15 protein-coding genes and 1 tRNA gene are annotated in these 15,641 nt (G+C 46.3%); 6 read left to right on the top strand and 10 right to left on the bottom strand.

The features are described 5' to 3' along the window. Positions 1-168: 168 nt before the first annotated feature. Positions 169-336 (bottom strand): DUF362 domain-containing protein, encoded by a 168-nt coding sequence (locus B3Z75_RS09105; protein WP_294070518.1) that lies wholly within the window; start codon positions 334-336, stop codon positions 169-171. A 143-nt stretch (positions 337-479) separates the two neighbouring features. Between B3Z75_RS09105 and B3Z75_RS09100 the strand changes: the two genes are divergently transcribed. Further along, the gene (locus B3Z75_RS09100; protein WP_294070515.1) at positions 480-1,187 is read left to right on the top strand and encodes a porin family protein; all 708 of its coding nucleotides are present in this window, start codon (positions 480-482) and stop codon (positions 1,185-1,187) included. On the opposite strand, the gene B3Z75_RS09095 is transcribed toward B3Z75_RS09100, so the two are convergent. The 3 genes from B3Z75_RS09095 to mtaB form a co-directional block, all read right to left on the bottom strand. Beyond that, the gene (locus B3Z75_RS09095; protein ID WP_294070512.1) at positions 1,175-2,200 is read right to left on the bottom strand and encodes a glycosyltransferase family 2 protein; all 1,026 of its coding nucleotides are present in this window, start codon (positions 2,198-2,200) and stop codon (positions 1,175-1,177) included. The genes B3Z75_RS09100 and B3Z75_RS09095 overlap by 13 nt on opposite strands. A gap of 107 nt (positions 2,201-2,307) precedes the next feature. Beyond that, a complete protein-coding gene (locus B3Z75_RS09090) occupies positions 2,308-3,234 on the bottom strand; it encodes a lysophospholipid acyltransferase family protein (RefSeq protein ID WP_294070509.1) in 927 nt (308 codons plus the stop codon). A gap of 66 nt (positions 3,235-3,300) precedes the next feature. Beyond that, positions 3,301-4,614 carry a tRNA (N(6)-L-threonylcarbamoyladenosine(37)-C(2))-methylthiotransferase MtaB gene (gene mtaB, locus B3Z75_RS09085; protein ID WP_294070506.1) on the bottom strand — a complete coding sequence of 438 codons (1,314 nt, stop codon included), beginning with the start codon at positions 4,612-4,614 and terminating at the stop codon, positions 3,301-3,303. A 180-nt stretch (positions 4,615-4,794) separates the two neighbouring features. Here mtaB and B3Z75_RS09080 point away from each other — a divergent pair, with 180 nt between their 5' ends. From B3Z75_RS09080 to B3Z75_RS09060, 5 genes are all read left to right on the top strand, one after another. Then, positions 4,795-6,438: an AMP-binding protein gene (locus B3Z75_RS09080; protein WP_294070503.1), complete on the top strand. Its 1,644-nt coding sequence runs from the start codon at positions 4,795-4,797 to the stop codon at positions 6,436-6,438. A 325-nt stretch (positions 6,439-6,763) separates the two neighbouring features. Next, complete coding sequence (locus tag B3Z75_RS09075) at positions 6,764-6,997, top strand: hypothetical protein (protein WP_294070500.1); 234 nt, start codon at positions 6,764-6,766, stop codon at positions 6,995-6,997. 153 nt (positions 6,998-7,150) lie between these two features. Then, on the top strand, positions 7,151-8,956 hold the full coding sequence (locus B3Z75_RS09070) for an alpha-L-fucosidase (RefSeq protein ID WP_294070497.1): 1,806 nt from the start codon (positions 7,151-7,153) through the stop codon (positions 8,954-8,956). Between the two features lie 4 nt (positions 8,957-8,960). Next, complete coding sequence (locus B3Z75_RS09065) at positions 8,961-9,575, top strand: DUF3256 family protein (protein WP_294070494.1); 615 nt, start codon at positions 8,961-8,963, stop codon at positions 9,573-9,575. Positions 9,576-9,588: 13 nt separating this feature from the next. After that, positions 9,589-9,660: transfer RNA gene (locus B3Z75_RS09060), tRNA-Arg, on the top strand. A gap of 82 nt (positions 9,661-9,742) precedes the next feature. On the opposite strand, the gene nfo is transcribed toward B3Z75_RS09060, so the two are convergent. From nfo to pstA, 6 genes are all read right to left on the bottom strand, one after another. After that, positions 9,743-10,585: a deoxyribonuclease IV gene (gene nfo, locus B3Z75_RS09055; protein WP_294070491.1), complete on the bottom strand. Its 843-nt coding sequence runs from the start codon at positions 10,583-10,585 to the stop codon at positions 9,743-9,745. Positions 10,586-10,589: 4 nt separating this feature from the next. Continuing rightward, positions 10,590-12,338, bottom strand: coding sequence for a HAMP domain-containing sensor histidine kinase (locus B3Z75_RS09050; protein ID WP_294070488.1), 1,749 nt, complete (start codon positions 12,336-12,338; stop codon positions 10,590-10,592). Beyond that, positions 12,335-13,027, bottom strand: coding sequence for a response regulator transcription factor (locus B3Z75_RS09045; protein ID WP_294070485.1), 693 nt, complete (start codon positions 13,025-13,027; stop codon positions 12,335-12,337). The genes B3Z75_RS09050 and B3Z75_RS09045 overlap by 4 nt, the downstream gene beginning before the upstream one ends. Positions 13,028-13,059: 32 nt before the next feature. Then, positions 13,060-13,794: a phosphate signaling complex PhoU family protein gene (locus B3Z75_RS09040; RefSeq protein ID WP_294070482.1), complete on the bottom strand. Its 735-nt coding sequence runs from the start codon at positions 13,792-13,794 to the stop codon at positions 13,060-13,062. 130 nt (positions 13,795-13,924) lie between these two features. Next, a complete protein-coding gene (pstB, locus tag B3Z75_RS09035) occupies positions 13,925-14,710 on the bottom strand; it encodes a phosphate ABC transporter ATP-binding protein PstB (protein WP_294070479.1) in 786 nt (261 codons plus the stop codon). After that, positions 14,698-15,573, bottom strand: coding sequence for a phosphate ABC transporter permease PstA (pstA, locus tag B3Z75_RS09030; RefSeq protein ID WP_294070634.1), 876 nt, complete (start codon positions 15,571-15,573; stop codon positions 14,698-14,700). Before pstA ends, pstB begins: the two co-directional genes overlap by 13 nt. Positions 15,574-15,641 lie beyond the last annotated feature (68 nt).

Genomic DNA, 15,641 nt, shown 5'->3' with positions numbered 1-15,641 from the left:
ACGATATTCCGATATCGGTATTCCACAAAAAAGCGCTTCTTTTCAGAGGCGCTTTTTTTATGGCCGGATGCTTCTTGCCGGGTGAATCAGGTGATTGGCAGGAGCAGGAAATAAAGAAGCCGAACAGTTCCTGTTCGGCTTTTTCTTTGTTTCAAAATTACCAGTGTTTTATGCCGGATGAATTGATTCTGTAGGGCAGACATCTGCACAAGCACCACAGTCGGTGCAAACCTCAGGATCAATTACATAGATATCACCTTCGGATATTGCATCAACAGGACATTCATCAATGCACGTTCCACAAGCAATGCAAGTGTCATCAATTACGTAAGCCATAATAGTGAAATAAGTTAGTTGTTGTAATTAGTTAGTTATGTTGCTGCAAAGGTAATGAGTTTTTTAAGAATAAAAAAAAATTCTGATATCTTTATCCGGGGGAAAAATACAATAATTAGCGCATAAAATCGTTTGAAGAAGGGATGAAAAAAACAACAATATTTTTTTGCCTCTTGCTGCCTCTTTTTTCGGGCCACATTACCGGACAGCACCAAAAGCTGCAGCACAGGCCCTATGTAGATCAGCGGCTCTTCCATCTGGGATTTACAGTGGGGCTGCACACCCAGGATCTCATTCTCACCCAATCGGGCTACGTAAACGAAAACGGGGAGGTCTGGTTTTCCGAAATTCCCAACTACACACCCGGCTTCTCGGCGGGGATGATTGCCGACATGCACCTGAATCGTTACCTGAATCTGCGTGCTATACCCACGCTTTCTTTGGGGGAAAAGCATTTTGTCTTCAGGGAGCAATTGTCGGGTGAAGAGTTTTCCACACACATCCGGAACAACTATCTCTCCCTGCCTATTCATCTGAAAATATCTACGGGGCGAATCGACAACTTCAGGCCCTACTTTCTACTTGGAGGCTATGGGAGCATCGAATTGGGGTCGCAAAAGAAACAGGCTGTGCTGTTGAAGCCATACGACTTCGGGATTGAGCTGGGTGTGGGATGTGATTTTTACCTGCCTCTGTTCAAGCTGGCTCCCGAACTGAAATTTGAATTTGGCATGATCGATATACTCAACACGGACAGGACCGATCTGACGGATGAAAGTCTGCAAAAATACGCACGCTCCCTCTCGAAAGCCACGCAACGAATGATTACACTGAGTGTTCACTTCGAGTAAAGAGACAGGTACGTGCTTTTTCTGTTCAGGTAGAATTGCAGCAATATACTTTTCCGGTATTGGGTGCCGATTTGCTTCACGGTTGTTTTTTTCAGGTTCTCCCTGCGGACAGGCTTATAGGAAGAGTACATCTTCAGAAAATCCCTGTAGGCCTCAACCACAGCATGAGCGCTTTTGAACTGTCCTTTCAGCAGTAGGTGAATGTAGGCCAGAAAATCGAAGAGGCAGCGCACAAAAAAGACGAACATACAGTCCGACCGGGGAACATTCTTATAGATCATCAACAGGTTGTTCCGAAAGTTCAGATACATTTTTCTCGGGTTATCCTTGCTCAGCGAGGCGCCTCCCACATGGTACACCACCGACGATGGAACACACATCACCATCTTACCTCTTGCATTCAATCGCCAGCAGAGATCAATCTCTTCCATATGGGCAAAGAAACTGGCATCGAGTCCTCCTGCTTCCACATACTCTTTTTTTCGGATACAGAGACAGGCACCTGTTGCCCAAAAAACAGGGATGGCCGTTTCATACTGGCCGCTGTCTTCTTCCACAACCTCCAAAATGCGGCCTCTGCAGAAAGGATATCCGTACCGATCAATAAAACCACCCGCAGCACCCGCATACTCAAACCTGTTTTTATCGTTGTATGCGCGTATCTTGGGTTGTACCGCCACCACTTCGGGGTGGAGGTCCATAAACGATATCAATGTGTACAACCAGTTTTCGGTCGTCTCCACATCGGAGTTCAACAACACCACATATTCAGAATCCGTTTGCTGTATTGCCTTGTTGTATCCATCGGCAAAGCCGTAGTTTTTATCGAATATTATAAGGGGTACAGCAGGATAGTTCGCTTTCAGAAACTCAACCGAATTGTCGGTAGATCCATTGTCAGCCACAACCACATTACACACATCGCTCCATGAATGGGCCAGTACGGATGGAAGAAACTGTTCAAGCAGTTTTTTTCCATTCCAGTTCAAAATAACAACGGATGTTTTTACCATACTCCGATTTTTCATAGTTCAGTGTTCTGTGTTCAGATTTTATTTTTATTCTTATTCCTCTCCTTTTTCTAATTCTTATCTACCCAGCTTCACCCACCCTCCAATGCTCAGCGTTCGGTCTTCGGTGTCGGGCTGACTACCGGACGAGTGAACTTCCAGCGATTATGTGACCAGAGGTAATAGGCGGGCTCTCTCAGTACGGTCTCCTCCAGCTTTCGCATATAACGTTCCATGATCATAAATTCAGGCTCTTTTGAAGCGTCGGCTGTGATCACAAAAAATTTCCCTACATAGTAGCCCCGTTTTACTTTGGTGATGTCGAGGTACACGATGGAGCACTCCAGCAGCTTTGCTATCTTTTCCATACCTGTCTGCACAAGAGTATCCTGACGAAGAAAGGTGGTCCAGTACTGATCGAGACACCGGGGGGGGCGCTGGTCGGTGAGGAAGCCTACCACCATTTTCTCCCCTCCTTGTTGTAGCCTGATCATCTTCCGGTAGACCGAGCGCATCTCTATGGGCCTGGGGCTGAAGCGACTGCGTATTTTCAGAAAAAGCTCATCAAATTCTCTGGAATGCAGCTTCTTATAAATAAGGCCCTGTTTTACCCCGGGCTGGAGATACAACCCGATAGAAGGCACCCACTCCCAGTTTCCGTAATGGCCCAGGCTCAGAATACACGACTTTCCGTCGGCAGTAAGCCGGTCGATGATTTCCGGGTTTTCAAATTTCATTCGCCTGCGTGCTTCTTTGTCGGAGAGACGAAGTGTTTTGATGGTTTCCACAAAGTAATCGCACAGGTGATGGTAGAACTTCTTTTCGAGTTTTACAATTTGCTTTTGCGATTTCCCGGGGAAAGCGTTCTTCAGATTTCTTCGTACTAGTTTTCTCCGGTAACGTGCCAGGTAATATACTCCCCAAAAAAGTATATCCGACAGCAGATAGAGAATCGAAAATGGCAACAACGCATGGAGATACGCCACTACAAATAACAGAGAATAACCTATCCCCTTTTTACTGCTATTGTCCTCCATTCAATCAGAATTATCATTGTCATATCATTATTGTCCGGGATCGTCGCCCCCATAGTTCTACTTCCCTTAAAACAGGGCTTCCATCGCCATTTCCTCCTCGCAGTATGCACCTACTTCCACGTCCATTACCCGGTTCACATAGCGGGAATCGTATTCGGCGTACAATTTTACGTAATTTTCTGTAAACCCGTGCATCTTTTGACCGCGTTTTGTATGTTCGAACAACACTTTCCGGCGTGTACCCTTCTGGGACTCGTAAAATTGACGCAGCTTCTCCTCCGAAAGGTCGAGCAACGTTTTGCTGCGGGCATGTTTTGTTTTGGGATCCACGGCATAGTCAATCTGCAGTGCCTGTGTGCCGGGACGTTCAGAATAGGTGAAAACATGCAACTGGGAAAAATCGATAGAACGGATAAACGCCTCACTTTCTGAAAAATAATCATCGGTTTCGCCACGGACCCCCACAATCACGTCTACGCCAATAAAAGCATGGGGAAGGATTTGTTTTATCTTGTCTACCTTGTGACGGAACAGTACCGAATCGTACTTCCGCTTCATCAGCTTGAGTACCGCGTCACTGCCTGCCTGTAGCGGCATATGAAAATGGGGGGCAAAACGTTTGGAGGAAGCCACAAAGTCGATGATCTCATCCGTCAATAAATTTGGCTCAATGGACGATATGCGATACCTTTCCACCCCATCCACCTTATCGAGTGCCTTCAAAAGGTCTATAAAAAGTTCATTCGTGGTATGTCCAAAATCACCGATGTTGACTCCCGTGAGCACAATCTCCTTTCCCCCTTCCTCTACCACCTGCCGGGCCTGATTCACCAGGTCGGCAATGGAGCCGTTACGGCTTCTGCCTCTTGCAAAGGGGATGGTACAGAAAGAACAGAAGTAGTCGCAGCCATCCTGCACTTTGAGAAAATAACGAGTACGGTCGTCGGCAGAAAGTGACGGGACAAACGAGCGGATACGGTGTGTTTTGGATATAACCACTTCACCTTTATCCTTTTTCTGCAAGTCGTCCAGGTATTTCACCACATCGAGTTTTTGTTCTGCTCCCAACACCAGGTCCACGCCTTCAATGGTGGCAATTTCGTCCGGCTTCAGCTGTGCATAACATCCGGTAACTACCACAAAAGCGGAGGGATTCTCCTGTATTACTTTCCGGATGGCCTGGCGTCCTTTCTTATCGGCAAGCTCCGTCACAGAACAGGTGTTGATTACACAGATATCAGCCTGCTGACCTTTTCTGGCACGGGTTACGCCGGCGTGCGACAACTGCCTGCCAATGGCCGAGGTCTCCGCAAAATTAAGTTTGCAGCCTAATGTATAGTAGGAGGCCGTTTTATTTTGAAAAATTGATTGATCGATCATACTCTAGATAATACCCGAACCGGATTTTTGCAGTAATAAAACCAGCTTGTACGGAACGTGAAAAAAATTATTCAAACGAAAGCACAAATTTACAAAAAACCCTCAATTTATTGTCACATTTCCTTTGGGATTCGATTTTTAGGTATTAAATTTGCACAAAATAAGCAAAAGTGTGCACTTATGATCGAACAGAACTTCATCAAACTATACGAAGAAAGTTTCAAAAACCATTGGGACCTTCCTGCGTTAACCGACTATAAAGGAGGAACTTCATTCACTTACGGAGAACTGGCCCGTGAGATTGCGAAGCTTCATCTGCTGTTCTCGGGGCTGGGTATCGAAAAAGGAGATAAGATCTCACTGGTTGGTAAAAACCATTCTTCCTGGTCGATTCTGTTCATGGCTGCCATCACCTATGGTGCGGTCATTGTTCCCATCCTGCATGAATTCAATCCCGGCAGTATTGAAGATATTATCCGTCACTCAGATTCAAAGCTCGTATTTATCAACGACCCGTTATGGAAATCGCTTCAAAGCGATAACGTTGCTGTTCCTGTCTTCGAAATACCCGCACTCTCCCTTCTCAAGGGTGATGATGCCACTGCAGACAAGACTAATTCTCTCGACGAAATATTCGGTCTCCGTTATCCTGACGGTTTTGCCAAAAAAGATATTCAATATGCCGAAGTGAGTAACGAGGAGGTTGTCTGTCTCAATTACACTTCCGGCACTACCGGCTTCAGCAAAGGAGTAATGATTACGGCAAATAACTTTGCCGGGAACGTGACCTATGCCGGAAAGCTCAATCTACTTTTTACCGGTGAACGAATACTGGCTTTCTTACCCATGGCTCATGTGTATGGCTGCGCATTCGATTTTCTCTATGCACTCTCTGCGGGGGTGCACATCACGCTGCTGGGAGTAATTCCCACACCACAGAATCTTATTCACGCCCTGCAGGAAGTCAGGCCAGAGCTGATCATCACCGTTCCATTGATTTTTGAAAAAATATACAAAAAGAAGATACTCCCTGTTATCAATAAGCCCATAGTAAAATTGCTTCTGAGAATACCGGGAGTCAGCAGGGTAATATTAAACAAGATCAAACAATCACTCGTAGAATCACTGGGCGGGAACTTCCGGGAGGTAATTATTGGCGGCGCAGCACTCAATGCCGAAGTGGAGGCTTTTTTTTACAAAATAAAATTCCCCTTCACCGTGGGGTACGGGATGACAGAATGTGCCCCGCTCATCTCCTACGAGCACCACGATGATTTTGTTCCCACATCATGCGGTTCAGTATTGGAAGAGATCATGGAGGCACGCATTGACTCCGTTGATCCGGAGAAAGTGCCCGGTGAGATCCAGGTACGCGGAGAAAACGTGATGAAAGGCTACTATAAAAATCCCGAAGCCACAGCATTCGCTTTCACCGGGGACGGATGGCTCCGAACAGGTGATTCGGGAATCATGAAAGGACGGCGACTTTTTATCAAAGGCCGGCTAAAGACCATGCTTCTTACGGCAAACGGCCAGAACGTATATCCCGAAGAGATCGAATCGAAATTAAATAACCTTCCCTATATTAATGAGAGCATTGTTGTGTTACGCAACTTCAAACTGGTAGCATTGGTTTATCCCGATATGGCAGCAGTAACAACAGACAACATCGGTCCTGATAAACTTGCCTCGATCATGAATGAAAATAAAAGCATACTGAATAAATCAGTCGCTCAGTATGAGAAAATATCCGCGATAGAAGTTGTAGACAAAGAGTTTGAGAAGACACCCAAGAAAAGCATCAAACGTTATCTCTACAACTGACTTTTTCCGCACAAACGCACAAACACCCTGACACTCTGTCGTTTAGGGTGTTTTCTCGTTCGCATACCCCCAGCTTGAAAAACATCTTTCAATAAACGTTATCACACCAATTTGCAAGAGCGTGAGCTGTTTAACATCATTTAACTATAAAATGTCGATTGAATTATGTTATAGAACATATTTTTGATATAATTTTGTATCGTTTTTAGAAAGGAACATTTTCCTTAAGCATATGAGTAAAGGTAACTTTGGTGACGATATTTCATTGCAGGGAAAACGACACCATTTATTGAAATAAATTATTTATCGTTTAAAATTTTTAAGAATGAAAAAAGTATTGTTATTGGTTGCTACTGTAGCAACATTGGGATTCGTTTCATGCAACAATGCACAGGTAAAGGCTGAAAAAGCCAGACAAGACAGTCTTGCTGAAGTAGCCAGATTGGACAGCATTGCAAAAGTTCAGGCCGATAGTATTCAGGCCGCTATCGAAGCTGCTGAAGCTGCAGCCGCCGATACACTGAACCAGGTTATTGAAGAAGTTGCTCCCAATCAATAAGGAGTTGCAAGAGATTGGACAAGGCCATCCCAAAAGGATGGCTTTTTTTGTTTGATATCGCATAAAAAGTTAACTTTGCCCGGTGAAGGGCAACCTTTCAATAATAGGAATCGGCTGTTTCACGCTTATCTATTTCTATCAAACCGGCTACTTATGAGAAAAATTCTTTTCCCGGGATTATGGATATCCTTATTGCTTCTCTCCGGATGCAACCAGAGAACCAACACCTATTTTGAGAAAAAACTGACTTTTCCCAATATCCTGACTTCCGATCAAAAAGTGAAACTGGCTGCTTACGTGGTACCCACCCGGCAACAATATGAATGGCAGCAGCTGGAACTGACTGCGTTCATCCACTTCGGAATAAACACCTTCACCGGTCGTGAGTGGGGCGACGGCTCCGAGAGTCCCGTCCTATTTAACCCTACCGACTTTGATGCTGATCAATGGGTATCTTCTCTAAAGGAAGCGGGGTTTAAAATGGTCATCCTCACAGCCAAACATCACGACGGTTTTTGTCTGTGGCCCACGCAGACCACGGCTCACTCCGTTGCCTCCTCCCCTTGGCGCAACGGACAGGGGGATGTGGTGAGAGAGGTGAAGGAAGCATGCGACAAGCACAACATAAAGTTTGGTGTATACCTTTCCCCGTGGGACCGGAATGCGGAAAGCTACGGCGACTCGCCCCGCTATAACGCCTTGTTTGTAAAGCAGCTCTCGGAGTTGCTTACCCACTACGGCGAAATACACGAGGTGTGGTTTGACGGAGCTAACGGTGAAGGACCAAACGGGAGATTACAGGAATACGACTGGGCTCGTTTCTACCACGTGATTGACAGCCTGCAGCCTGCAGCCGTGAAAGCCATCATGGGCGACGATGTACGCTGGGTAGGCAACGAAAGTGGGTTGGGAAGAGAAACGGAGTGGAGCGTGACACCCCTGCAACCCGACATCAGCGAAGCAATAGCAATCGAAAACAAACGACTGAATATCTCGCCCACTGCAAATGATCTGGGCAGTCGCAATCTCATTGAGCAGACACAGACGCTATACTGGTACCCATCGGAAGTAGATGTTTCCATCCGTCCGGGATGGTTTTATCACCCGGAACAGGATCATCAGGTGAAATCACTTGCTCAGCTTGTGGATATTTATTTCTTGTCCGTAGGCATGAATTCGGTACTTTTGCTCAATGTTCCGCCCGACACCAGGGGTCGACTGCACGAGGTGGACGTGGAGCGGCTCAGGCAATTTGGCACCTACATCGCCAGTACGTTTGAGAACGAAAAGCTCATCGATGGAGAAATACTCTGGAAAGCGCGTTCGGGAGCATCGAAAGAGTATCACGTGAGAGCGGGCGAAATCATCAACACGGTCATGCTCCAGGAAGATATCCGCAAAGGACAGCGTGTGGAGAAATTTCTTGTGGAAGGATTTATAAACAACGAGTGGATAAAACTTACCGAAGGTACCACAATCGGCTACAAACGGCTTTTGCGGTTTAAAGATGTAACTCCTGCCAAGTTGCGTATCACTGTCGACAAAACGCGTGACATTGCCAACATTCAAAAAGTGGGGGCTTATCATGCACCCCACCTGGAAGTGGAAGCAAAGGAAGACCGCCTGACGGACATTGCGCCCGAATCATGGAGAACAATTAAGGAGCACCCGCTTATTGTGGATCTGGGAGAATCACACCCGGTGAAAGGATTTACCTACAGTCCCGACGATGCCAAAGAGTCGGTATTCACCTACATATTCAGCGTAAGCGGAGATGGACAAATCTGGGAAAAGATCATTGAAGGAGAATTCAGCAATATCAAAAACAACCCTCTTCCACAGCGCATCTCATTCAACAAGTCAGTAGATGCCCGATTTATAAAGCTGGAAACAGTAAATGGTGTTGACGGAGGAAAGCCCTCGGTGGAAATGTACCAAATTGGCATATTAACAAAATAAACGTATGAGACAATCTATTCTCCTTTTTTTACTGATGGCCTCCTCCGCTGTTTTTGCACAGAACGTGAGTGACCTTTTCAAGTCGATGCCCGGCGGACTCCTTCCGGGGGTTACGGAAGGCAATAAGACCATGTTACTGGTGGACAGCGGCAAAACAGCTGTCCCCTCCCCCCTGGGAGAGATAGAGAAGACAGCGCAAAGCGACGATTATCTGCAAATTAAAACATCCAATATCGGAACTCTCCAATTGAAGCTGCTTCCTGTGGCGAAGGACTCCCTGGTTGTATGCCTGATCAGGACAGTGTGCGGAGGGGTTTGTGACAGCAACATTTCTTTCTATACTACTGATTGGACAAAACTGGACAACGAAGCTTTCCTCCCGGATATTTCTGCGGAAATTTTCTTTAATTCTTCCCCAAAAAAGCAGGAAAATGACAAATATACCGTATCTTTGCCGGACATTTATCCGATCTCGGCTACGTTCAACGAAACAGGGACAGATCTGACGCTACTGTTTCACTACAAAGAGCGACTGACCGAAGATCAGATACAAGAATTAAAGCCTTTGTTGAAAAGCGATTCCGTGGTATTGACATGGAAAAACGCATCCTACAGGTAACCAGCATGCTCATGCACCCGTAGTTCAATGGATAGAATACCGGATTCCGGTTCCGACGATGTGGGTTCGATTCCCGCCGGGTGTACTTGAAAGAGGGTGTCTCACAAATTTTCATTTTGAGACAGCCTCTTTTTTATGCCTAAAAAGAATCAGTCCGGGAAGTAGATCTACTTTATTAGTGAGTAGAGCAGTTGTATCTCTTCGGCCCAGAGTGTCTCGTCGGGCGTCTCCAGGATGAGCGGCAGATTGTTGAAGCGAGTGTCGTTCACGATAAAGGAGAAAAGATCGAGGTTCATCACCCCCTTACCGATACTGTCGTGCCGGTCGACCCGTGTGGAAAGTTCCTTCTTGGAGTCGTTGATGTGCATGCCCCGTAAATAATGAAAACCGACAATCTCGTCAAATTTGCGGAATGTTTCGTCGTACCCCTCGCGTGTCCGAATTTCATATCCGGCTGCCAGCGTATGCGCCGTATCAAGGCAAACGCCCACACGGCTCTTGTCATCCACCTTATCAATAATATGCGCCAGCTGCTCGAACGTATGTCCCAGGTTCGTACCCTGGCCTGCTGTGTTCTCCAGAACCGCCGTTACTCCACTGGTTCTATCGAGCGCCATGTTGATCGACTCGGCAATACGATCAAGGCAAGCATCTACAGAGATCTGGTTAAGGTGGCTGCCAGGATGAAAGTTGAGCCTGTCCAGGCCCAGTTGCTCGCACCGACTCATCTCATCGAAGAAAGCCGACCGGGATTTTTCAATCTCCTCCTCGCCGGGATTTCCCAGGTTGATGAGGTAGCTGCTGTGGGGCAAAATATGATTGGATGAGTATCCAAACTCTTCGCAGCGCGACTTGAACAGATCTATGTTTTGTTGGGTGTATGCAGAGGCAAACCACTGTCGCTGATTTTTAGTGAAAAAGGCAAAAGCATTCGCTCCGATAGCATGGGCGTTCAACGGCGCATTCTCCACACCACCCGAGGCACTGATATGGGCTCCAATATACTTCATAACATCATTTTAATTTAGGGAACGTCATTAAAAACCACAAGCCTCCTTCGGAGCGATTTTTTGCTATAATGCTTCCCTTATGAAACAACACGGCATTTTTCACAATGGAAAGGCCCAGGCCCGAGCCGCCCGTGATGCGGGTCCGTCCTTCGTTCACACGATAAAAACGTTCGAAGATGCGCACCAGGTGCTTCTCATCCACTCCCTCACCCGAATCGTAAAACTCAAAGAAGTAGGTATCGTCGTTCTCGTTGTAACAACGTACGACTATGTCGATTTGTTTTCCAGCGTAGGATATTGAATTCTCCGCAAGATTGCGAAAGATGGAGTAAAGGAGAGTACGATTACCGTTGATGACAACAGATTCACTCACATCCACCGTAAAACTGTCCTCCTTTTCGCTAAGGTCATCGGCCAGATCAGCCTGCAGCTCCTCCAGCAACTCCTTCATACTTACAGGCTCCAGATCGAACCGATCGGAGGCCTCCTCTATTTTGGTGAGCATGCTGATGTCCTGGATCAGCTCCGAGAGACGGATGGTCTGGGCATAAGCCCTGTCGAGAAAACCATGGATACGCTCATCCGCTTCGTCGTGGTACATATTAAGTATGGTTTCCAGATAACCACGGATGCTGGTCACCGGCGTACGCAGTTCATGAGCAATATTGTTGGTCATTTCCTGCTTGAGCAACCGGGTTTTCTCCGACTTGGTGATGTCGCTGATATAAAGTTCAAAATCCCCATCGTCGAAAATAATCACCCGCACATTAAACTGTTTTCCGCTTTTATCGATCCGCTTGGTGAACATATTTTTATTGCGTGAACGCTCGTCCAGAAAGTGGACTATATCTTCAAAATTGGAATCGGAAAAAAGCTGTTCAGTTTCAAGTGTCGGTTTATCGAGGATCACATTCAAAAACTGCAAAAAGTGGGAGTTGGCATATACCTGATGACGATCGTGCGAAAAAATGGCGATACCTTCTTCGGAAAGTTGAAAATGCTGTAACAGCTTTTCCCGTTCAGCAGCCAGCTTACGACGGTTTTCCTGCAGCAGGTTGTAATTTTCCACAATGCCGGCGCTCACCTCTCCCACCTCATCGTCGGCAAACTGAAAAGAAGATGGTACGGGCAATCCGTTTTTCACACTCAGGGAGAACTCGCGGAGCTCCTTCATCGATTTGGAAAACCTGTTGGAGAAATAGAGCATCATTAGCACACACACTACAAAGAATAGAAGAATGAAGTAAGCAAAGGAGTTTCCCGAGTTGATGAACGACTGCAACTTAACATCGTAAGGTACAGCCACCCTGATAAAATATCCCTCGTCGTAGTATTTTGCAAAATAGAGATACTTCACCTTGTTGGTATCGGATAAGCGTACGTGGGTGCCTGTACCAAATCCGATACTTTTTTGCACTTCAGGCCGCTGCAAATGATTTTCCATTTTGTGGGCATCCGCCCTGTTGTCGTACATCACGTTTCCCTGCCAGTCGAGTATGGTCACCCGCATTTCGGGCTGCATGTATTGCAACAACTCACCCACCCGGTCACCACTTTCCCCGACAGGTATTTTATTCAACGACAGATATTGGTGGATCATGTCGGCATTGTTATTGAGGGAGCGCTCCAGGCTGTCGGTTCGTTCTTTTTTTATCTGCTGCCGTTCAAAAAGGATTACACCTACAGTGAATGCGGCAATGATGACCGAAAAAATTATCAGAATACGTAGCTTAAAAGTAATCTTCTTTTTCATTCTTCATTTTTTGAATCTATGTTTAGATAATAGCCGAAGCCGGAGCGGTTGACAATGATGTTGGCATAGTCGCCAAGCTTCTTTCGCAGACGCGTGATGTGCACATCCACCGTCCTGTCGAGTACAAACTCGTTGTCGCCCCACACACTGTTAAGAATTTCGGCACGGGTGAGCACGTTGGGCGATGCCTGAGCCATCAGCGAAAGGATTTCAAACTCTTTCTTGGTAAGCGACACTTCGTTATCATCGATCGTAACCCGGTTAGTAGGGATATCTATAGTAAGCCCCCTGTACGACCATTTAGTCTCAGCGGGCATCCTGATAAGCGAAGTACGCTTTAGCAATGCCTTCACGCGTGCCAACACCTCCTTCACCGAAAAAGGCTTGGAGATATAATCGTCGCCTCCCAGTGAGAAGCCGGTAAGCATATCGTTCTCTGTGTTCTTTGCCGTGAGGAAAATGATGGGCACATAGTTCTCGCTTTTGCGCAATGTCTCGGCAGTTTTGAAGCCGGACATGCCCTCCATCATCACATCAAGGATAATAAGCTGATGCACATCGGTAATTTTCTGCAGTGCCTCTTCTCCCGATGCAGCCACATCCACGATATACCCTTCATTTTCGAGATTGAACTGAAGAATGTCGCTGATATCTTTTTCGTCGTCCACCACTAAAATTCTCTCTTCCATAGCGTGCAAAAAAAGTGTACTTAGTTTCTTTTTTAGGGATTTGATTTTCTGGGATTTGGAGATTTGGTATGCCGGATATCTTTCCCCTCAATCAGATAAACAGCCGACTCTGCCACATCGACCGCCTTGTCGCCTATTCGCTCAAGATAGTAGGATACACTATTGATGTTCATAATGTTAATAAGCGACTGCGAGCTATGCACCTCATTTTTGAATTCATCAGCCAGCTTGCGTTCAATTTTTTTATCCAGTTTATCTACCTTATCATCCATTTGTATGGTTTCGTATGCCATCTCGTTGCTGCCTCCGGCGAAGGAGAACACAGCACTTTTAATCATCTTGTCGGTATGCACGAACATCTTATCGAGCAGTTTTTTATAGTTGTCGAATCCATGAAGAGAAAAATCAATCTCCTGCAACAACTGGATGATATTTTCAATCAGATCGCCCACCCGTTCCATGGAAATTGTCATGTCGTGGTAGGCCATCAACCGGCGCAGGTCGGACGCGCGGGGCGTAAAGAGCATAATTGCATTAATTACCTTCTCCTTAATCGTAATATCCAGTGAGTTGATAATTTTCTCGTTGCGTTTTAATTCAAGGATAACATCCTCCCTGTGGTTATCCTGCAACAGCGACGAAGCCAGCGTTATCTGGGTCAATACAATCTCGGCGAGCAGTTGAAAGTCACTCTGCAGCTGCTCCAGATATCTATCTTTTATTCCCAGCGCGGGAGCATATTCTTTATTATCGTTCTGTGTATCCATAATTTAATTTGATTCAAATTGATCCTCTCCTATCTCTGATATTTCATTTTCTTACCGACTCCGATTCCTCGGGTTCCGTTTCGGAACTACGCTTCATTTTCTCTCATGACGAAGATCCGACAGTTTATTATCAACCAAATACACCCGTCAGATACTCTTCGGTACGTTTATGCTGCGGCTTGGTGAACATCTGCGCGGTGTTACCATGTTCCACCAACTCACCCAGATACATGAACATGGAGTTGTCGGAAATGCGGGCTGCCTGTGACATATTATGGGTCACAATGATGATGGTGAACTTCTGTTTTAATTCCAACAACAATTCCTCTATTTTGTTCGTGGAGATCGGGTCGAGTGCAGAGGTAGGCTCGTCCATAAGCAACACCTCCGGCTTCAGAGCGAGCGTGCGGGCAATGCAGAGGCGCTGTTGCTGTCCACCCGAAAGGAACGATCCCCGTTTGCTCATCACGTCTTTCACCTCGTCCCACAATGCAACGCTCATAAGGCTCTGCTCTACTATTTCATCTTTCTCACTCCGGTTCAGGCGGATACCGTTGAGCGAATAGCCTGCCAGCACATTTTCGTAAATGCTCATGGTAGGAAAAGGGTTGGGCTGTTGAAACACCATGCCTGCCATGCGCCTCACCTCCATGGGATCCATCTCCAGCACATTTCTTCCTTTAAGGAGGATCTCACCGGTGGTGGTAATATGTGCATAAAGGTCGTGCATACGGTTGATGGCGCGGATGAGCGTACTCTTGCCGCACCCCGAAGGGCCCATTATTGCGGTAATGGTGTTGGGATAGATGTCGGTGCTGACCTTCTTTACAGCAAACTTTTCCGGTGTATAGGATACCGATACATCTTTCAATTGAAGAATGGCGTTTTTACTGTGTGTAATTTTTATATTTTCCATTTACGAGCTACAATTTTGGCTATCCAGTTTAGCAGGAAGATGACAATTAATAACAAAAGCGAAGAGGACCAGATCAGATCCACCAGGTTGGGATCGTTATAAAAATCCCAGATGAGCAGAGGAATGGCACTGGTGGGTTCCGTGATCTTCCAGTTCACCACAGAGGCGCCCAATGCAGTGAGCATCAGGGGGGCGGTCTCTCCCATCACCCTCGAGATGGCAAGAAGGATACCGGTGAAGATTCCTCCAAATCCCGAAGGTAATAAAATTTTAAATACAACGTTGGTATAGGACGATCCCAATGCAAGTCCCGCCTCCTTGTATGATGCTGGCAGCATCTTCAAGGTCTCTTCGGTGGATCGCACAATCATGGGTAGCATCATAATGGACAGGGCTACGCTACCGGCCAGGGCTGAGTAGCCTCCCAGTGGTTTCACCACCCATGCATACGCAATAATACCAATTACAATGGAGGGCATCCCTTGCAACAAGTCAGTAAGGTAACTGATTACCTTCGCGAACTTCTTTCCCCGGTTATCCGACAGATAGATGCCGATGAACAATCCCAGTGGGACAGAGATCAGGATGGCAAGCCCCACAATAAGAACTGATCCGGTAATCCCATTCAGGATACCCCCGGGAATAGGATCTCCATTCATTCGGGCCATCAGGGCATCTACCGACGAGGGAGTCACCTCAGTGAAAAGACGCAGGTTGAAATTTTTGTAGCCCTTGGCAACCACGTCCCAAATGATAAAGAAAAGGGGAACCATTGCAAGAAAAGAGAAGAGACAAATAAGGATAAATGCCGTTTTGTCCTTTGTTTTTCTTGATTTGAACGATATCGGTTTTACCTGACTCATGCGTGCGATAATTTTTTCATGACAAGCTTGGCTATCAGGTTGATGACAGCCGTAATAATAAAGAGCAG

Source organism: Proteiniphilum sp. UBA1028, from assembly GCF_002316955.1.
Classification (GTDB): domain Bacteria; phylum Bacteroidota; class Bacteroidia; order Bacteroidales; family Dysgonomonadaceae; genus Proteiniphilum.
The sequence above is the reverse complement of the archived record's forward strand: the minus strand, read 5'-3'. Positions and strand labels throughout refer to the sequence as shown.

What these genes read in the sequence shown, in the direction of transcription:
- B3Z75_RS09105 (WP_294070518.1), bottom strand. Translation starts at nt 336, where the DNA reads ATGGCTTACGTAATTGATGACACTTGCATTGCTTGTGGAACGTGCATT.
- B3Z75_RS09100 (WP_294070515.1), top strand. Translation starts at nt 480, where the DNA reads ATGAAAAAAACAACAATATTTTTTTGCCTCTTGCTGCCTCTTTTTTCG.
- B3Z75_RS09095 (WP_294070512.1), bottom strand. Translation starts at nt 2,200, where the DNA reads ATGGTAAAAACATCCGTTGTTATTTTGAACTGGAATGGAAAAAAACTG.
- B3Z75_RS09090 (WP_294070509.1), bottom strand. Translation starts at nt 3,234, where the DNA reads ATGGAGGACAATAGCAGTAAAAAGGGGATAGGTTATTCTCTGTTATTT.
- mtaB (WP_294070506.1), bottom strand. Translation starts at nt 4,614, where the DNA reads ATGATCGATCAATCAATTTTTCAAAATAAAACGGCCTCCTACTATACA.
- B3Z75_RS09080 (WP_294070503.1), top strand. Translation starts at nt 4,795, where the DNA reads ATGATCGAACAGAACTTCATCAAACTATACGAAGAAAGTTTCAAAAAC.
- B3Z75_RS09075 (WP_294070500.1), top strand. Translation starts at nt 6,764, where the DNA reads ATGAAAAAAGTATTGTTATTGGTTGCTACTGTAGCAACATTGGGATTC.
- B3Z75_RS09070 (WP_294070497.1), top strand. Translation starts at nt 7,151, where the DNA reads ATGAGAAAAATTCTTTTCCCGGGATTATGGATATCCTTATTGCTTCTC.
- B3Z75_RS09065 (WP_294070494.1), top strand. Translation starts at nt 8,961, where the DNA reads ATGAGACAATCTATTCTCCTTTTTTTACTGATGGCCTCCTCCGCTGTT.
- nfo (WP_294070491.1), bottom strand. Translation starts at nt 10,585, where the DNA reads ATGAAGTATATTGGAGCCCATATCAGTGCCTCGGGTGGTGTGGAGAAT.
- B3Z75_RS09050 (WP_294070488.1), bottom strand. Translation starts at nt 12,338, where the DNA reads ATGAAAAAGAAGATTACTTTTAAGCTACGTATTCTGATAATTTTTTCG.
- B3Z75_RS09045 (WP_294070485.1), bottom strand. Translation starts at nt 13,027, where the DNA reads ATGGAAGAGAGAATTTTAGTGGTGGACGACGAAAAAGATATCAGCGAC.
- B3Z75_RS09040 (WP_294070482.1), bottom strand. Translation starts at nt 13,794, where the DNA reads ATGGATACACAGAACGATAATAAAGAATATGCTCCCGCGCTGGGAATA.
- pstB (WP_294070479.1), bottom strand. Translation starts at nt 14,710, where the DNA reads ATGGAAAATATAAAAATTACACACAGTAAAAACGCCATTCTTCAATTG.
- pstA (WP_294070634.1), bottom strand. Translation starts at nt 15,573, where the DNA reads ATGAGTCAGGTAAAACCGATATCGTTCAAATCAAGAAAAACAAAGGAC.